Below are 19,332 nucleotides of genomic sequence, written 5' to 3' on the forward strand. Positions count from 1 at the left end.
GTATTTCTCTTTCTTATGCATCGTATAGGCGTTTTTGTAGTTCGTTCACGGCTTCACGCATGGCCTTACCGCCGCCAAAACGTGCGGCGATTTCCACAACGTTTCCCCAATCGTTGAAGGGTGGGATTTCAAGCACGTCCGGCATTTTGAATTGTGCAGTGCCATGTTCCGCGTATTTCTCAATCAGAGCGTCGAGCACTTCACGGGCTTTTACGCCGTGCTGCTCAAAGAACGCAGATTCTTCGCGCTTCATGCGTTCGGCTCGTTCACGGCGGGTACGAAGCGGTGCGTTGTAGGCGAGGTGGCAAAGCAGGTCAAACAGATCGGCATCGGGCTTGCCCACTGCTTCGCCAAGCGTTTGCGTGTCAATTCCCTTGTCTTCGAGCTGTTCGATAATGTCGGCACGACGCGAAGGGTCTAGCCAATCTTTCCTAAGTTCGGAAGCGTTAGGATAGAGCGTTCGGACCTTTTCCCCAGTGTAGTCGGTCAGTTGACGTACAGCGAGCTGCCTCCCGTCAGAATCGAGTTCGTAGACTAGTTGCCGGATGATCTCGACGCTGCCACCATCGTAGTAGAATTTTCGCGGCAAAGCCAGTTCGATGTCGTCAGTGAGCCTCACGCCCATGTTATCAATTTCGGTTGTGTCGATATGCTCGCCTGGAGTATGGGCTTCACCAGCTATTTCATTCTCACCAGTGACATCTCCATCTTCGTTGATGACCTGTTCGCGTTCTCTGACTGGCTCGCCATCGAAAGTTGGATCGGCAAACTTTTCGGTGGCCGTGCCGGTATAATCAATGATGTTGAAGGCCAGTTTTCCGTAGTCGGGCCTTAAACGTGTTCCACGCCCGATAATCTGCTTGAATTCGGACATTGAGCCGACGATACGCGCCAAAACGATATTCTTGCACGTGGGGGCATCGACACCCGTAGTGAGCAGGTGCGATGTAGTGAGTATGACAGGTGTTGCCTTGTCGATATCCTGAAACTTAGCGCGGTATGCAGAGCCAATGTCACCTTCATCGGAGGTCACGCGGCACACATAATCAGGGTTTTGTTTCACAAGGTCCGCATTGAGACGTGCAAGTGCATTGCGCATCTCCAGAGCATGTTCTTGATCGACGCAAAAGACGATTGTTTTCGCAAAGCGATCCGTTTGCTTCAGGAAGCTTGTCAAATGGGTGGCGAAAGCGTCGGTTCGCGCCTTCAACGCAACCACGCGTTCAAAGTCGCGGGTTCCATACTGTGCATCGGGAATCTCTCGTCCGTAGCGGTCGAGTTCACCATGGGACGGACGCCAACCAGCAGCATCGAAATCGGAGATAACGCGGTGAACACGATACGGTGCCAAAAAGCCATCGGCAATGCCTTGGGCGAGGCTATACTCATAAATTGGATCGCCGAAGTAGTCGTAAGTATCGGCGTTGTCCTCTCGCCTAGGCGTGGCTGTCATGCCGATTTGATAGGCTGGTTCGAACCATTCCAGGATTTCTCGCCAATTGCTATCATCGCGGGCGCTACCTCGGTGACATTCGTCAATAATGATAAGGTCGAAAAAATCCTTCGCATATTCCTTGAACAAGCCGTCGCGGGATTCGTCACCTGCAATCGCCTGGTAAATTGCGAAATAGATATCGCGTCCCTTGCTCATTTCTCCGCCACTGATCTTGAAGCGGGCATCGCCGAAGGCACTAAAATCTTTATCTTTTGGGTCGTCTACTAGAACGTTGCGGTCGGCCAAGAACAAAATTTTTGGCCTCCGGTTTTTTCCCTTCGGATTCCAGCTACCGTTCCAAAGCTTCCAACAAATTTGAAACGCAACGGCCGTTTTGCCAGCCCCGGTGCAAAGGGTTAGCAGGGCGCGCTTGCGCTGCTGAAGGATTGACTGCACCGCACGATTGACAGCAATTTCTTGATAATATCGAAGCGGCTTGTCCTTGTCGGGGAAGGTCGGCGAGAGCAAGTGCTCTTTGACGTCGTCGTCAAGTTTCTCGGATTGGGCAAGACGCTTCCAAAGCTCTTCGGGAGATGGAAATGCGGTCAGGTCGCGCTCGATCCCGGTAGTGTAGTCTATCTCAATGATTTCCCGGCCGTTCGTCGCATATGCGAATTTGAGACCAAGGATTTCCGCATATTCTTTGGCCTGCTGAAGCCCGTCAGCAGCGTGCCTGTATTTGGATTTCGCCTCCACTACGGCAATGGGAAAATCCGGGCGGTATCGCAAGATGAAGTCGGCACGCTTTTGCCGTCCCCGGCGCGCCTTGCCGCCAACGAATACTATACGCCCGTCCGTAAATGACCGTTGCTCGTTGATCGCATAAGGCGGGTTATCCCAGCCAGCCTCGTTAAGCTTCGGAACGACAGCCTTTCTACAGGTATCAGCTTCGGTGTCCAAATTCCGCCCCCTCGAATTCCCGAACAAACTAGCTGCCGATGCGAAATTGCCCAAGAGGAAATGTGAGATGTTTCAGAGGAATACAAAAAACTAGGTGTGCGGTCTTAACCCCTTTCAACTCACCTTTTTGCCGTCGATATACAAGTTGAGTCGAACAAGGTTTCCGCGCGGGTCGTCACTCTCCACACGGACGTAGTGACCCTGGTTGACGATGAGGTCGATCATCTCTTGTTCGGTTTGGACTAGCACTCGATTCCTCACCGTATGACGCTTGCCACCAAGGCGCGGGTCACCAAGAATGAAGAAACCATTTTCCTGAATTGCATAGCGCTTGCGACCTGTTCTGGGCTCCAATCTGTAAACACGCACTGTGACCTCCTAAGTGCTCGAATCAACGGAGCGACGCATAAAGGCGTTGTTATCAGTGGAAAATTCGCATCGGAAGTGTGTATCTCCGCGTGCACAAAACTTGATCCGCGTGTTTTCCGCTGCGGTGTAGGTTCCACAAAATATGCTCTAGATGGCGGACATAGCCCTATGAACCCTATAACCTTCTACGTGAGTGAGTTTCGGGCAATATGCCTATTATGAGTTGAACATCCGACTGCTACTTCATCCGAGCCGAGAGCACACGGTATATCTGCATTCGCGAACAACTGAGTTGTTCAGCGATTGATGAAACTGAGTATCCATCGCTACGCATTTTTTCGATCAAATCATGGTCAATGCGCCGTTTCCCACCTTTATATGCGCCGAAGCTTTTCGCGCGCTCAATTCCCTCACGCTGGCGCTCTTTGAGAAAACGTCGCTCCATCTGCGCAACCATTCCAAGGACTGTAAGAATGACTTTGCCCATTTCGCCTTTGGTTGAAATATGCGGCTCAAGTACAGTAACGAATGCGCCCCGTTGCTCACATTCGTACACGATGTTGAGAACATCGCGGGTGTCGCGACCGAGCCGATCAAGACGCGTGACGATCAACTCATCGCCTTCGCGCAAAAACTCAATGACTGTTGCCAACTCTGTGCGCGCGTCGCGACTTGCGCCAGATACCTTCTCGCACCTTATAATTTGACAGCCTTCGGCTCTAAGCCGCTCCCGCTGGATTTCAAGATCCTGATCAAGAGTACTAACGCGTGCGTAACCAATTCGGGCCATGTGTAACCTCAAGCTTTAGGCTTGAAGCTACCCTGTAACAAATAGCCGCTGTCAACCCAGATGTTACGCACCGGGCCGTAACCTTTTATAGTCACGTCAAGGTATACACTGGTGTTTCAGTCGTCGGCGAGTGTCGCGAGCTTCGGGTTCGTTATCAAGCGAGTACTTTTCGCCCTCTTCGCGGACGGTCGGGCGAATTTTGCCTTGATCAAAAAACAGACAGTTCGGCTGTGCGACGAATGCGGCGAATTAGCACGATAATTTAGGCCTCTTGGATGACGATGATTTTTCCGCTCGTACATCTGTTAGGGAAAAGAGATGTGCTAGTTTTCCCGCTCGATGCTTTCGACCGGTTATCTGTTCGCTTCTCAGCCTTCATCAAATTCTTGAGGAGCAATCCAGTGCCAAGCTGCCTCCCGTAGACTTGGCGAGAGCTGATCCGCATCGATTTCCCCGGATAGAGTGCTAAGCTCGGTAAGCTGTTCTTGGAATTCGTCCAGCTCCAAATCGACCACCATCCAATCGACCAGCGCCGGGCTGGGAAAGGCTTCCGGCATCGCTTGCAATCCAGAAACCATCGTCTTGGCCCGATAGGCCATTCCGGGAGAATGATGATAGAGATTGGCTAACGACAGCGCCGCTGCAACAAGTTCCCTACGTTCGGCGGCATTGAGTTGAGCCGTATTCTTGGATGCATGCACCTGAAGAAACGACGCTATCCGAGCTGAAAACTCGTCAATTCCAATCCTCGACGATGCCGAAGTCTGGTGGAGCAGGAAATTGTGTCTGGAGGGGTCGAGGAGCGACTCTTTTGCGTCGTTAGGATCCAGCCAACCTGCTTTAACGGGGTGCCACCATTGCCTATCCCATTGTCCTTCGACCGGAACGAAACGGTGAGCTTCAAGGATCGGAATGTGTGCCACCAACCGCATCGGAGGGCCTGACGTTTGTGAGCGTGGCCTATCTTCAACTGTTCTCTCGGGCCGGATGTCGCCGATAATAAGAGCATTCTCTTTTTGCCCTAGTGCGCCTCGGTTCGGGTTGTTGACCGACAGCATTCCGGGAGCAGCCCCATGGTAGGGGCTGGCGATCTGCGGCGCATTCCGCGTTTCCCAGCCGCTGGCACCGACAAAGCAACTCCCACCGAGTGCCGGATAGTGAGAAGAATTGCAAAATGCCGTCACGATTCCACTCGCTAAATACGCACTTTGGGCAAAATAATGATAGTCGACGTCCCGACTGGTGGCGCAGGGAAGAAATAGGAGAGTTCGGCGGGGTTTGTGACCGTCCTGTCCGCTGAACATAGCAGCAGCCGTAGTTGAGTCTCGCACCATGAGCTCAAGCCACTGTTCGGCGTCCATATTGTAGCGCTCACAACTCGCATCGAGATGTTGGGCGAAGTTGTTCCAGTTTAGAGGGCCGTTGAAGACGAACAGTTCGCTGCAAACTAACTCACTGACAAAGGACTCGATTCGGTTCAGTGAGCGGCTTGACGCCATAAGAGGGCTCAAGGGCTCCCGCGAAGGCTTAAAATCCTCGTACATGCCAATGGACGGATACTTCTTCCTGCGGTACCTCAGATTCTCTGGAAGAGCGAGGCTATAAATGGGAGCCTCATCGTTTGTCAGTCCTTTGCCGTTGAAAGCGAGCGTCGCCCCTTTTTGGGTTTCCCGGAATAGGACGCTTATAACCGCTTCCATCGACTGTATATCCGAGCGACCACCGGGAGCGACCGGAAGGAATTCGTCATTGGAGGCCGTAAGTGCGAGTTCAAAGCCGTGCTGCTGCCGGAAGGTGCCGGCCCATATGGAGGTCTTGTACCCCTTGAGTTGACAGTGTTGTTGCGCCCAGTTCACGGTTTCCGGTCGAACAGAGTACTCTGGCAGGACGAGTGCTTCGACTTGGAAACTGTCGCAGCAAGCCAGTACTTCCTCAAGCACACGTCGCCGCCGATGCTCTTCGAAACTCAGTTGATAATCAACTGCGCCAGCCAAAATTCTGGGGCTTTTGACTTGATCTCCGCCGAGACGGAATTGGGTCGTCGTCTCGGGATAATAGCTGTCGACAAAATCGTACTGAAGGATCGCGACGCGGCCATAGCCCGATTGCGCGATGCCAGACTTGGCGCCACGCTTGGTCCAGGCTGTTCGCTGCAGGTGACGGAACTCAGGTGCCTGACTCCGTATCCGTTGCCCCAGCCTGTCTTCTGTTTGGGTTAATACTGGCTCTGAGGTCGCCGGGGGCAGGACTTGGCCCGCCGAAGAGATAACCGGTGCCGGTAGCGTAGCGGCATCGACGCTTTTTGGTGTTGTCGTCTCGCTTTCAATTGCTGAACTTGAACCCTCGTATTCTATCCCACCTTCTTCCTGTTGGTTCTCGAGTCCGGTGATCCGCGATAGGCTTTCCGAGACGAGTTGTACGAGCAAGATATTGCCGGATGTGTCTGTCAGAACGGAACAAGGCGTAACAAGACGATTATTCGGCCCCGCGCGTGTCTCCACGCGATCGATGCGCTCATTAATAGTCGACGCAAGACTGCAACGCCACCAGGGCAGCGCGTATTGCTCGCCGTTCGCGTCAACGAATTCGACCTGAGGGTCGCCGAACCTGAGCGATCGGAGCGGTAGGGGATTGGCATTCTGGATGATACCGACGTCGGCAGCAAGCGAGATTAATGCATCCCGCGCGCGCGCTAACACATCTCGAAGCGCCGGGCGATCGATCGAACTAGCGAGTTCCCAAGGCCAGGCGTCATGGACCGGGTCAGCAGCGTCTCGCTCATCAACAAAGAGCGACAGCAGATGCAACCCCAGACGCCTAAGCGGCTCAGCAATATGTGTGTCCGCTAAAGCGAAGAATGATGGTCTTGGCTGCTGGTCGGATGTCGGTCCCGACCCATCCATTTCGAAATCAATTGCTCCGGTCATGACGCATGCAATGACCAACCAGCCCGTCAGGGAGATGCGCTCGATCTTCGCCCGTCCTGGTAGGGAACGTAGTTCGAGTGCTTCTAAAAGCGTGGGAAAGAGCAACTGAGTTTGCCCACCAAGCTCATATGTAGCCTCTCCTGCATCCGAATCAGCAAATCGCGGCTCAACTAAAACCGCAGCACCAGGTGTACCGAAGGTCGAAAGATTCGGCCGGACGTTAGAGAGGCGGTCTAAGTCACGGACTGACATGCGGGCCAAGGATGCGAGCACGAAGTCCCGCAGTTGACTACGAAAGGCGGCCAGTTCGAAGCCCAGAGCGGTCGTCTCCAGAGCATGCCTGCATCGGTCAACGTCGGCGCGATTTGCAAAGCCGGACAGGGCATCACCCGCGCGTATCAGAGCTCGAACAGGGCGGGCAAGAGCAGTCTGCACGACTGGCTGATCGAACAGCCCTTCATCGTCTCCGTTCGCCAACGTTCGCAGGCCCAGCAATTCTAGAAACCGAGCCCATGATCCCGGGACGGCGTCTGTCGACGCAACCTGCATCCGTATACGCATGGCCCGACCGGACAATAGGAATTCTAAAGCTAGCGGTCCAAAACCATCCCCGCTTTCAGCAGCTTCTTTTAAAGCGTTGACGGTGCGAGTAATCGCTCTGGGCGTCTCCTTTGACGCTTGAGCCGCCGCAACCTGTGCGCCATTTATCCATCGGCCCTTGAGCCGCGAGAACGCCATTCGTTTGAGGCGATCTTCCAAGCGGGCACGATCGTTTTTGATGCCTGTTTCTTCGTCAGTCTCGTCAGCGATCGCAAAGAGATCGGCAACGGCTTGGCCGATCCTCCACAAGTCAGCGCCGGCGTGGGGTGACCGCTGAACCGCCACGCTGTTCCCCCGGCGCTCGAAGACGAGCTGCTCAACCGCCGCGCGTTCAAGTCTCCAGCAGAGGCAAAAATAGGGGGACTCCACTTGAGAACCGACCGACGACACCGGGCCTATCAAACCAAACACGTGGACAAGAGGAGATAACGCGGAATCATGGTTGATCTGGGTACGAAGCAGCCCCTCAAATACCTCGGAGATCATACCTAGGTCTGACTTGATAACCCGGTCGTTGGTCTGGGGATCGAGCAAGAACTCGGTCCCCTGGGGAAGAGGTGCTGCGAAAGTGCGCAAGCCGCTTACCATTCCTGCAGGCTCCCAAGCCAGCTCGGGAGGGAGATGATCCAAAGGATCCGTATCGCCCGTTACGATGATCGCACGTATCTCACTGACGTCAGGGTCAAAGCAGAATATCCCAGGCTGCCCTGCGATGGGTGGGAGAGGAATGATAAGGGAGTTATCGGCGATTGTCGCGATCAGCTCCGGCCGAACCAGAAGCGCTGGCACTTTGTTGGGTCCATCGGACAGACCAAGGAAACTGGCAACAGCGCGCATCCGGAACGCATCAGAGAGGGCCGCCTTCGAGCCGGCGAGTGTAAGAAACGCCTGAGCTATCTCGCTTCCTCGCGCAGGCAAGGCCAGCGATGCTAATGCGGCGTTCGCGGCTCCCAGTACCGCGTCAGCGATTGCGTGAGGCGGGAGTTCTCCCAAGTCGGTCAACACTGCCCGGTCTTCACTCGCTGTTTGGACCTCAGCAGCGATAGTGTGAAAGATGAGCCTCGCATCATCGGACTGCGGATTTGCTAAGCCAGACGGCGCAAAGGTGCGCAGCCAGCCGATCCGCACGCTCTTCGAGGAACTCTGATTTGGGGCTTGATCCAACGAACGGGTCGCAACTTTGAAGTTTGCCGGAAGCTGGACGTTTCGAAGTCTTACGGCTCGCGCTGCGCGCTCTTCTAGGGTAGCTCTTTGCAGCTCAAGTTGAGCACCGATCGTTTTACGGACAATCAGCTGATCTTCAGGCTTGATAAAAAAGTCCTGGAATCTATCCAGCAGATTGTTGTTCAAAATCCAAGAGACAATATCAGCTTTCGCTTTGGAAATGGAATTGCGGACCTCTGCTGAGAATGTCGGGTTATTCTCTGGCTTGCCCAAGATCACCCGGTCAAGCCCAGCAAGCACAGAGAGGAATGGTCTGGCTGCGGCTAAGGCCTCGGCTACAGGTCGATCTTTAGTCTTAACACGCAGCGGCCGTTCAAACGCAGTCGACACGCACCCGAACAATGTACGTACATGCGCTTCGAATGCGTCCGCCGACGTCCTTGTAGCTTCGGGCGCCTCATTTTGGATTTCGAGGCTCGCGCGAAGTAGGATGCGCCGGGCGATGTGCCCGAGGTCGGATTGGCGCAGATCATCCGCGCCCGCAATTTTGGTCAACATTTCGTCGAACGCTTCCCGCGAGGTTTGCTCGGGGTCGTCAAAGGCACTCCAGTAAAGGAGGCTTAGCGCCGTTCGGCGATCTAAGCTTGGTATATCGGCCCAACCTGTGCGGACGTCTGCGGCTGGACTGGGCTGGTCATCAACTTCACCATAGGAAACAAATCCCGCTCCCCGCCGCTCAACGACCCAGTTACGTGCTTCTTCCGCACTCATTGGTTCGAGATGTTCGGACTTGTCGTTAAGTTCCAGTCCGAGTTTTTCAAGCCTGACTTCAATGCTCGAACGGAGTGCTCTGAGATCCTCTGGCGTTCGAGCAGCGATTATGATGTCATCAACATAGCGTGCATAAAGGCCGCCACGCGCCTTGGAGTTACCATCGACCTGCACCGCTTGGTCAAGAAGACTGACGCGTTGCTCAAGCTCCGCGTCAAGACCAAAAAGCACAATGTTGGCTAGGTATGAGCTGAGGGCTGGACCTTGAGGAAGCCCCTTTGAGCCACTCTGCCGGTTCACGGCTATGCCTTTTCCCGGACAGGCGTAAGTGTATCCGTCCTCAAGAGAACCGAAGCTATGCTCAAGGACCCAATTGATGAGGGCTTCCCGCCTATCTCCATCGACCAGCGCGGTTCCGAACAATGGAGCGATACCGGCAGCGTCTAGTGCTTCAACATCGGGCAGACACTCCCGTAATATTGCTTCGATCGCATGGCGGGGTACATGATCGTAGAAGCCCTTCACATCAAGACGAGCGATATGGATCAAGCCCCCCTCCATCCGGTCAATGCGACGGCCGATGTGAAGGATGAAACTGTTCCAGCAGTCCAAGAATGGCCGAAACATGTCGCGTCGCCGGGTTCTGTCCGGGCGCTCTTCCAGCGCTCGCATGTCGACCTGATAGCCGAAGCTCACGGGAGAAGTCGGTCCGCCGAGACCGGTAACTACCAGATCGGGCCGGTCCGACCAGTACCGGACGGCGGGTATGCGTTCCGCGATATCACTCCTGTCAGGCCTGACACGGAGCAGTTCTGTGAGAATGTATTGCTGCTGAATCGCGTCTTCTGGCGACGGTCCGCACTTTAATCGAGGCGCGCCTGAATCTTTAGGCTCATAGTGGGCAAGATAGGGCCGCGTAGGTCTGTCGGCCGCGCCGAGTTCATCCTCAATCAATTGCAGGAACAACGGCGCGGCCTCTTCGATGCGATCCCAAGCCGCAACATCGACGGGATACTCCCGGCTATCGGTGGACTCTCGCGCCAAAATCAGGGCATGGAAGAGACTAGCGTCATCGTTTTGTGCGAGTTCCGAATATGGTACTGGGAGAGAGCGGCTGATCGAATCTCGAAGTCCAGATTTTTCGGCTTCTCGCGCCAGACGCTGAAATGTTCTGGAGAGCTTTGGTGACCCAAGCGCCGGATCCATATTTAGGGTAGTTCGATCCGGCGCAGTTTGAATCCAGATTTTTTGCCAGTCTAGGCCGCGTAAACGTCTCGCCAAGCGATTCTGCAACATGATTGACCCGCTGGGATCCAACGTGTCTATCATGGAGGGCGTATCAGCGAATGGCTGATTCAGGCTCACAGAGGCGAGAGCATGAAGTGCCGAGGTAAGTGCACCTCGCAACAGCTCGGCGGCCTCGTTAGGGTTTAACCCTATTAGAAGGCTATCTGGATCTGCCTTTTCTTCTTCTGGGCGGTCGAAGCCAACCACATCGACTAAGAATCCATCCTCTGCTCCTGCGCGGAGCAGTCTGGGGATGTTGTCGGCGATGCCCCTACGGCCCCCCTGGTCGGCGTCATAGAAAAGGTGGACTCTCAAAACGGCACCAGCCACCGAAGCATCCCGCGACAGACCGGAAAGGAGTTGAACTTGTTTATCGCTTAGACTCGAACCGAGCGAGGAAACGGCGGCGAAACCAAAGCTCTGAAGACGAAGGGCGTCGAATACGCCTTCGCAAATGAATAGGTCAAAGCGATCCGGGACTGCGTCGAGCGAACCGACTAGATTTTTTGCTTTCTCGATACTGCGTCGAACTCGATCTGCTCCGAACAGAATTTCAGACTTTTTGAAACCGGCGGTGAACCGATATTTTGGGCCCTCCCCCGCTAGTTTGCGTGCCATGACGCCGACCACCTGACCGGCTGGCGTAGCAAGTGGGATGATCAGCTGAGTGCCTTGCGCGAAGGGAGACAAGCTCGTAGAGCGGATAGCCGCATCCCCCGTTCCACTTAGGTGGGCAAGTCCCACAGAGATCGCCTCATCTTCACTCTCACGATCTCCGCGTAAAGTGGTCAAGAAATCTCCGACAACGCCGATGGTCAACCCCGCATCCCGGAGTTGGTCAACTTCGAAGCGCCGAGCATCCGCAAACTTCTTCAAGGTTGCGCCATCTTCCTGAGCGCGCCAAAATTCCAATGCGCGACGGTAGATTCCCTGCCTTCCGGTTGATCGGCGAATAGCCTTACGATCCAGCTCGAGAGAGAAGTTCGCGGCTAACCAATCGATGGCCGGGACAAACTCAAGCCCAAGGCGCTGCTTAACCAACTCCACCGTGTCACCATGCGCGTGACAGCTAAAACAGTGGTAGTGTGGGTTCTCGCCCTCGAACAGCCGCAGAGAAGGCGTTGTGTCGTCATGAAAGGGACAGAGGGCAACTTTGGGCGAGCGCCGGCTGGCGGCCACCTGAATTCCAAGGCGCTCGGCGACATCTGATATTTTGAGTTGACCCACCTGATACTTCCAATCGTCCACCACCCCGCCCCCCTGGCGATTTCGCTCATCTAACGCAAAGCTTTGCTAGCCAACAATCCCATCCCAGAATACCTATCCGGTAGAACTGATCTATGCAATCTTCGAGAGCATTGTAGCCCATACTTTCCACCGAAGGAATTTTCGTCACAGGATTGGCGTATTGGCCTGCTGCCGGTTTCGTGGACACCGAGTTAAGTTGTTTCCAATGAAACTGGAGCGCATGAATGCAACGAAGGAAATTCAGCCGCGAGCGCAAGCTTGGGGCAGTGAAGTTGGTGCGAGAGCGCGGGGTCAGTGTTGCGTGGAGTGAACCCCTCGGGCTGGACCACGGGACACTTAAAAACTGGTACACTCTGCGGGCCTAAATCGGAGAAGGCTCATGAAGTCCCGAGGTCCATATCGTCGGCATTCGATGCCGTTCAAGTTGCAGCTTTGCCAGGATATCCGCAACGGCGTCATCGGACGGCGTGATGCACAGCGGACATACGGCGTTTCGGCCAACCTCGTCCAGTTGTGGCTAACGCAGTTCGATCGCGGCGAACTGAACGATGAGGAGGCTGAGGCGAGCGTTATCGCCGAGTACGAGGCCCACATTGCGGCGCTGGAACGCAAGGTCGGCCAACTCACCATGGAACTGGACCTGGTTAAAAAAACTCCGCGTCAGCGGACCGCCGGCGACAGTGGGAGCTCCTCCATCATTACCGGTCCCCGGCCTGCTCTGTCAGACGGGGGTGCAAAATGATCGATCTTCCAAGACGCACTTACTATTACCGATCAACGGCAAAAGCTTTAAGTCTCGGCGACAGCGAGCTCGTTCCAATCATCGAGGACATCCAGGACGAACTGCCTTGTTTCGGATATCGACGCGTAACACACGCTTCAGCGACGAGGCCATCTGGTCAACCACAAACGTGGCGCTCGGATCATGCGAGCCAATGGCCTCGGGATTAAGCCCCGCAAGCGGTAGGTTCGCACGACCGACAGCAACCACGATTCACCGATCTACCCGAACCTTTATCGCAATGTGATCCCGGCGCGGCCCGATATGGTCTGGGTGGCCGACTTCACGTATATCCGCATCAGCGTTGGCTTCTGCTACCTTGCTGTCATTCCCGACGCCTGCAGTCGCAAGGTTGTGGGTTACGCGCTGTCGAGACGCCTGGATACACCGCTGGCATTGGCAGCGTTGCATTCGGCCATTGACAACAGAAAACCTCCTCCTGGCTGCATTATCACACCGACCGCGGATGCCAATACGCAAGCGAGGGCAATCGCCGCGCACTCAATGCCGCTGGTCTACGGTGTTCCATGAGTGCGGTCGGAAACCCGTATCACAATGCTCAGGCCGAGAGCTTCATGGAGACGCTTAAAGTGGAGGATATCCATCCCGCCGGTTACGAGACCTTCGCAGACGTCGCCGAGAGATTGCCCTGGTTCATTGAAGATGGTCACAATGCCAAGCGGCTGCACTCAGCCTTTGGCTATCTATCGCCAGCAGAATTTGAAACCCTACTTGCCCAGCAGGCGGCTTAGTTTCAAGCGCATCGCTGGTCCAGCCCGAGGGGTTCACTCCACAAGTCGATCTTCACAGCTCAAGAATGCCCTCCACCTTCCAGGTAACCGACGTTCCCGCCTCGTCCGACAAGCCGCTTCCTGAGCGGCCGTCCGTCACGGCTCTCGGGTCCAATTGCACCAACTTACCGACTCGATGTCCAGATCCGGGAGCGATAAGCTCCAATGTTTCTCCTACGATGCGGTAGTGGCCGCGTTTCGTCCGGAACACATCATTTGCCCCGTTGCTCTCGGATTTCTCCCAGCTGGTGTCGGCTGTCTTAACGTGCAGGCCCGCCGAACGCGATCCCCCTGCAAGCTTTACGATCACGGTTATGTCTCTTGGCATATGATTTCCCTTTCCAAATGTACGATCGTCCCGCGTTAAGGGCCCTTACAGACGGGGCTTAAACGTAAAGGGGACCTGAAGCTCGAGAATCAGGAAGCCCTCAGCGTCACGCCACTGGATTTGAGCCCAGATTTCGAGCGCCAGGACCTCGGATGGTAGCAATCTGCTGAACAGTGACACCATTTGGTCGGCCGGCACGGTCGCGCAAATCTGGCGTACCGACGTGACATCGCGCGTTGCAATCGGGTACACAGCATTATCGCTACCGTAGCGAGCACTGAGATCGACAGCGGTTCGATTGACCGTCGCCGATAGTGACAAGTCTCCATCGTTCATCCATTCCCATTCCCACAGCGACTGGGGATCGTTATGTTCGTCGGCGTTCAGGAAGACGGGGACCGTCAGCATGGCAGGCAGCCCCACCCCGGCATCGAAAGGATCGGCTTTGTCGATTTTGTCTAGCCAGTCTTCCATGGCGTTGATTGGGTCCGCTCCCGCCTCCACCACACGAATTTCGCGGCCCGCGTCAGGCACGTGATATTCGTTGAGGACGTCGGCGCCGATTATCTCGGCGCTGCGTCCTTCCGTTGCCCATTCACTATAGCCGGCCGTCAGGACGAAGGAAGGATTGATGTCCGGTTCATCGTCACCGTCTATATCGATCCAATTGCGCAAGATGCGCATGCGCACGCGGCTGACATGGAACGGATGGTCGAGAACACTGACGCGCACAAGTGCGGAGCGGTGTTCGTCGAGGACCATTTCATCATAGGCTGGATCATCGGTGGCATCGACCCTCGTCTGTGCGAGTACTTCGAAGCCGACGATCGACCCCAGTTCGCCCATATCCGCGCCGATCCGTTTTTGGTCGCCGGTTTTGGCTTCAACGATTTTCCAGGCCCTGTCGATAACCGAGCGCGCGATACGAAATCGGCGCCGCAGCGGCTGCTGCGTGCTTGCGTGGCGTTCCTGGTCCGGGCGGGCGATAACCGACCGGCCAAGATAAGGCCCCTCGGGTGGCGGCAAAAGCAACCAATTCGAAAGGCTTGTATTCAGGTCATCGGCAGAGATCGTTGGCGTGGCGCCAAGGTTGACGCCGCTTCCTGCAGCGCGCAATCGGCGAAATGCCTGCAACAGAGGGTCGGTCTCAGGCGGGGGCGAGGTCGCGGCAGTCACTTCTATCGGCGGCGCCGAGCGCCACATCTCGACCTCGAACTCATAGAGATCGTCGTCGATCTGCTCCACCAGTGTCGCATCCGATTTTTGCAGATCGATGGCAAAGAAGAAATTCGATAGGCCCGTCGTCAAAAGGTGCCATCCTCTCGCCGCCGGAGCTTCGGCTCGCGCCGCCGGCAACGCTGCCGCAGCAGGATTTCCGCTGCCGGTCGCTGCCCGGATCCGACGGTATAGCCGCTGACCGGCACTAGGCGATGCAGCGGGTAGGGACACGGCGGCCAAGATCGTGGTCGCCTCACCGTAGGCGGCCGGCCATTGTCGCGCCGGTGAGAGCATCGGCAATCCCGGCCCCGGCGCAACGCCCGCGAAATTCAGTGCTATCGGTGACCGCGATACATCCAAGCCTGCCAGTGTCCTCGGCGCGACGCTGCGGGCGAGCGGCGGCACGCGACGCTCGGGCAAAAGATAATAGGCGTTGCGCTGCCGCGTGTCGGCGCCGCCGCGTTCGGTAACCCGCCAGGCCGGAAACACATGCACCACATTGGCTGCGATACCTCGCGGCTGGTCCGCCGACGGCGTATCTATCGCGTCCTCGCCGCGAAGTACAGCGACCCCCGAGGCGCCATCCGCTGACGGCTTCGCGATATCGTTGATGCAGCGGCGCAGACCCCATTCCCGATCATCGTTTGGATCGATGCCGCTGTAGACATTCTGCCCGATCGCGATAGCGTCGTCATAAACACGGTCTGGTAGCACATCGATCAGATAGGCGAACATCCGTTTGTCAATCAGGCCGCCGCGCAGACTGCCGGAATCGAAGGCCGTCTGGTCCACGATCTCCTTTCCGTCGTCGCCGATCAAAAGCTTGCTGATCGTCAACGACAGGATCTGCGGGCTGAACGTGTCGTGATTGAAGGGACAGGCGGGATCTTCTCCAGACCGCTCGACTTCGGTGTTGAAGGGAACGATCGCGACCGCTCGGGCGCTGGTGTAGAGCGTGGGGCGCTCCGCGAGCATCGACCAGATTGCTGCGCGCGGCCTTTCCGACGCTGGGGCCAAGCTTTCCAATTGGTCGAGCAGCTTGCCGGCGTGCCAATGCAGCGCCGGTCGAGAATCCTCGGCCTCAGGCTCAGGGTCTTGTTCGGCCTTGTCGACGCGGTCGAAGAGGCCCATTAGACGAGCGGCAATTCCGCCCTCCCCGGCTAGCATCATGTGCAGCTCGCGCCGTAGTGCAATCGCACGGTCGATCGGGGAAGCCCGAATGTCGATCCTATCGTCAACGGGACGACCGGCGAGGACGTCTTCGATCAGCGCAAGCAAGAACCCAGCGAAATCGAAGGTCGCGCTGCGATCCTTAAGGGCCGGATGTGCGGCCGGCAGCATGAACGCATGCGGCATGTAGAAGAGATCAACGACCCCGCTGACAGGCTCGGTCGGGGCCTGCGGCCGCAGGAGCGTTGGCGCCGCCGGACCCACGACGGCCGCCTCCCGTACACTGCCAGCGACCACCGACCAGGAAAGAGAGGCGGTCAGCCGCGAGTTGGAAAGATAGGCAGCAAGGTCATCCTTGGCAACGTCTGCTAGGGCGGCCCCCTGTTCCGGATTTGTCAGTGCTATTGGGATGAAGGCGGATTGGACCCATGCCGGTGTGGCCCTGACAGCCTGCGGCCGTGAAAGATCCAGTCCGACCCGTAACAGCGATGCGCGTTTTGCTTCGTCGTCAATTGATCGCTCATAAAGAACGGCCCAATAATTGTCGACCGCTGCGGAAACTGCATTTTCGAGCGCCGCCCTAAAGTCGGCATATCCTTTGTCAAACGAAGCGAACACCTTGCCTAGAGGTGTATCCGAGGCCGGGATCGAAATGCGGTAGTAGGTTGATTGGTTGCAATGCAGTCCGTCGGTCAGTGTGCCCACATTTCCCCGGCCAACGGCGGCGCGATTGTCGAAGACCCATTCTTCAATCAGCACCTCCGCCCCGCCTGCGGTGATCGCGTCGTTGAGATCCGTCAACGCCTGGTACACGATCCTTAGGTCATCTGGCTTACCAGCGATATAGTTGCGAAGCGCCGCATCCGCGGCATCCGCCCGGAACCCAAAGACTAGGCTAAAAATATCCAAGCGCTGTATCTCGGTTGCCTCGATCAATGGCAACCGCTCCGCTTGAGATTTGTCGGTGGCGGTGAAGCTTCCAAAATTGACCTGTGCCGGATTGACGATATCCGTAGTGCGTCTCAGGTCCAGTGAAAATTCCGGTACGGTGATACGGTAGCCATACTGATGCTCGAAATAGCCCCCAGCCGAAAAGCCCTGCCCCGCCCTGACCCAAGTCTCGAAGCGTGTCGCCTCGTGCAACTCACCTGCGTCCTTGGTTTGGTCAAAATATTCTCCGAGCCAATAAAAATTCTGCGGTCCGTTCTGATGAGTTGTACCACTACGATCCCAAGGGCGGTCGGAAACAGTCGCAGTGCCAACGGCAGATCCGGGAGGCAATGGGAGCAGAGCATCGGGGATTGAAAGCGGCCGCTTAAACCCGTTGCGTGGCCCGAACAGCGTGAGCCGGAGCTTGTCGGTGTTGGCAACTTGATCGACGAGCGGGGTTGGCGCGCCGTCCTTGCGAGGCCCGATGGCCTCAAATGGAACGGACCAAGTGGCTGCAAGCGATGTCGCCAACCGGTCTGCCGACAGACCAAGGCGCGTCAATGGCGCGACTGCGAGCACGATCTGATGCTTGTCTGATACCTGTTCCACGAGGTCGAACGGTTCGCTTCTTCCGTTCGAGGAAAGCACGACGGTAACCTTTGGATCCTTGCTGCCACCCGGCAATTGCGGGCGCCTGCCAAGTACCTGGGTTAAGGATCCATCCACCGCGGGATCCGGATCCATCAGAAGGAGTTCGCCGGAAGCATCGACGGCAATGTTGGCGACTTCCAATCGAAATTCGACTGCAGGCTGCGGGCTCTGCTGACCGTCAACGGTCGGAATCCACAGGAATGCGTTGTATCCGGTATCACCGGCGGCGATTGCGGGAAGGTATGCGGCGATATGTGCCTCGTCGGAGTGAAGCGACTCCGGGAAGCGCAGCGCATAAGCCAATGCCGCGCCCGCCCCAGTCACTTGGATATTGGCCACCTCCGCAGCCCGCCTTTGCCACAATAACGCCCCGGCGGAAAGTGGTGCAGCAAGGTCGTGGGCAAACAGCCCGCGTCGCGGTGGTGAGCGGCCGGGCAAGGTCCCGGCCGCCCCATCGTCGAACCGCGCCAGCGGATCGACGACATCCAGAAGTGCTTCGGGAACAGCCTGCAAGAAGCGCGCGGGCGGCGCCGCATCCGCGGCGAGCGCCACAAGCGGCGCCTTACGGGCCGCAAGCAGTGTCAGCCGCGACGGCTCGCCGGGATTATCGCTCTGAGCCCCTCGTTCGGGTCCTGGCGCTAGCGCAACGCTCACCGGTGTTGCCGCCATTGCGTCCCGCGCTATCGCTTCGAAGTAGCTATTGAACGCGGTTGCAAGGCCGGCAGATACTGGCAGCGGATTGCCGGCGATCGTCAGTTCGGCGCGATCAAGCCGCACCGGCGGATCGGCCGGATCGAAAGGCGTAATCCGGAACACCTGCCCCATCAACGAGACCATGTTCGTCACGAACCACTCGTCGGGTTCCAACCCATCAGGGTGGTTACGATTGTCTGAGAGTTGCGGTTGCAGCGTCATGAAACGCTTGGCATATTCGGGTGCTTCGGTAAGGCGTGATTTAGGCCAGGCCAGTCGTTCGCCGAACCCAAACAGCCGCTGCAGCGTAGCATCAAGTTCTTCCGGGGTGCGCTTTGCTATCTCCTTAAGATGAAACCAAAGCGTCTCCAGATACGAGCGCCCAGCTTCCTTGTCCTCGTCCAGAAAAAGGCCGTATGCACTGGCCAGAACATCGGCCGCCCAGCGATAGCGCGGCAACGAGACTGTAGGTGAGCCTACAAATGGTCCGGATGCGAGTCCGCCGATCAGCTGTGTATAAGCCCAGTCGACAGGTCTTACGCCATTGGCGTCGACGCTGTGGAGAAAGTGATGCCACCACGCCTGATCGCTGATCGGATGGGTAGCGTAATTCGGCTCAATAAGCTCAGTCCAGATCTGTTTTCTGGCATCGCTGTCGGGCAGCTGCGGCGCTTCCCGCGACCAAAGGCTGACCATTTCGGAAAAGAGACCAAGCAGCGCGTTTTCCACACTGCGCTTTTGCGGCCCGTCGCTGACCTGTCCGTCGAGATCGGCATAGTTTACGACCAACGGGACGGCTTGCGAGAGGATCGCAAATCCTGGCCAACCGTCGGCGAGGCCGGTACCAAGCTGGTCGAAGGCAGTGACCGCATTGCCGAAGGGAGTCGTGCCGCCGATAACGCGCTCGTCGCGCCAGGTTGGGAACATTGCGCCGGAGCTTGTCCGGCCGTCGATCATAAGCGACAGTCGTGTCTTGCTCGGGAAAGGGACCGGCAGTGCCGTGATCGATCCCGCCTGCAGTGCTTGGCCGATCGTCGCGTCGATGATACCAAATCCCTCTCCTGCAAGACGGTCGGCCGACCAGTTCTGGACATAGTCGACAGCCGAAATCGCGTCTGGATGCCCCGCAAGCAGGAAGGGCTGGACGATGACGAATGTCGCCGACGCGTCTAAACTATAGTCGTCGGGTGGTGGGGTCGTGCCACCAAGCAAGGCCGGA

The 19,332-nt window shown here is 56.8% G+C and carries 11 protein-coding genes; 5 read left to right on the forward strand and 6 right to left on the reverse strand.

Going from position 1 to position 19,332, the window contains the following annotated elements:
• Positions 1-13: 13 nt before the first annotated feature.
• From hsdR to J5276_RS15210, 4 genes are all read right to left on the reverse strand, one after another.
• Positions 14-2,395 carry an EcoAI/FtnUII family type I restriction enzme subunit R gene (hsdR, locus tag J5276_RS15195; RefSeq protein WP_209159566.1) on the reverse strand — a complete coding sequence of 794 codons (2,382 nt, stop codon included), beginning with the start codon at positions 2,393-2,395 and terminating at the stop codon, positions 14-16.
• 114 nt (positions 2,396-2,509) lie between these two features.
• Positions 2,510-2,764 (reverse strand): hypothetical protein, encoded by a 255-nt coding sequence (locus J5276_RS15200; RefSeq protein ID WP_209159567.1) that lies wholly within the window; start codon positions 2,762-2,764, stop codon positions 2,510-2,512.
• Between the two features lie 238 nt (positions 2,765-3,002).
• On the reverse strand, positions 3,003-3,554 hold the full coding sequence (locus J5276_RS15205; protein WP_209159568.1) for a recombinase family protein: 552 nt from the start codon (positions 3,552-3,554) through the stop codon (positions 3,003-3,005).
• Between the two features lie 368 nt (positions 3,555-3,922).
• Positions 3,923-11,554, reverse strand: coding sequence for a CHC2 zinc finger domain-containing protein (locus J5276_RS15210; RefSeq protein ID WP_209159569.1), 7,632 nt, complete (start codon positions 11,552-11,554; stop codon positions 3,923-3,925).
• Positions 11,555-11,775: 221 nt separating this feature from the next.
• Between J5276_RS15210 and J5276_RS30790 the strand changes: the two genes are divergently transcribed.
• The 4 genes from J5276_RS30790 (at position 11,776) to J5276_RS15230 (ending at position 13,084) form a co-directional block, all read left to right on the forward strand.
• On the forward strand, positions 11,776-11,916 hold the full coding sequence (locus J5276_RS30790) for a transposase (RefSeq protein ID WP_370647623.1): 141 nt from the start codon (positions 11,776-11,778) through the stop codon (positions 11,914-11,916).
• Positions 11,917-11,930: 14 nt separating this feature from the next.
• Positions 11,931-12,293, forward strand: a complete 363-nt coding sequence (locus tag J5276_RS15220) for a transposase (RefSeq protein WP_209159570.1) — start codon at positions 11,931-11,933, stop codon at positions 12,291-12,293.
• 303 nt (positions 12,294-12,596) lie between these two features.
• Entirely contained in the window at positions 12,597-12,863 is a 267-nt protein-coding gene (locus J5276_RS15225; protein ID WP_209159571.1) for a DDE-type integrase/transposase/recombinase, read from the forward strand.
• Entirely contained in the window at positions 12,860-13,084 is a 225-nt protein-coding gene (locus J5276_RS15230; protein ID WP_209159572.1) for an integrase core domain-containing protein, read from the forward strand. Before J5276_RS15225 ends, J5276_RS15230 begins: the two co-directional genes overlap by 4 nt.
• 52 nt (positions 13,085-13,136) lie before the next feature.
• On the opposite strand, the gene J5276_RS15235 is transcribed toward J5276_RS15230, so the two are convergent.
• Both J5276_RS15235 and J5276_RS15240 read right to left on the reverse strand, forming a co-directional pair.
• Complete coding sequence (locus tag J5276_RS15235; protein WP_209159573.1) at positions 13,137-13,451, reverse strand: hypothetical protein; 315 nt, start codon at positions 13,449-13,451, stop codon at positions 13,137-13,139.
• A gap of 45 nt (positions 13,452-13,496) precedes the next feature.
• Positions 13,497-18,572 (reverse strand): hypothetical protein, encoded by a 5,076-nt coding sequence (locus tag J5276_RS15240; protein ID WP_219256716.1) that lies wholly within the window; start codon positions 18,570-18,572, stop codon positions 13,497-13,499.
• 111 nt (positions 18,573-18,683) lie between these two features.
• Here J5276_RS15240 and J5276_RS15245 point away from each other — a divergent pair, with 111 nt between their 5' ends.
• Positions 18,684-19,286: a hypothetical protein gene (locus J5276_RS15245; RefSeq protein ID WP_219256718.1), complete on the forward strand. Its 603-nt coding sequence runs from the start codon at positions 18,684-18,686 to the stop codon at positions 19,284-19,286.
• Positions 19,287-19,332: the final 46 nt, after the last annotated feature.

Origin of the sequence: Agrobacterium sp. S7/73 (genome assembly GCF_019355535.1) — a bacterium.
GTDB lineage: Bacteria > Pseudomonadota > Alphaproteobacteria > Rhizobiales > Rhizobiaceae > Agrobacterium > Agrobacterium tumefaciens.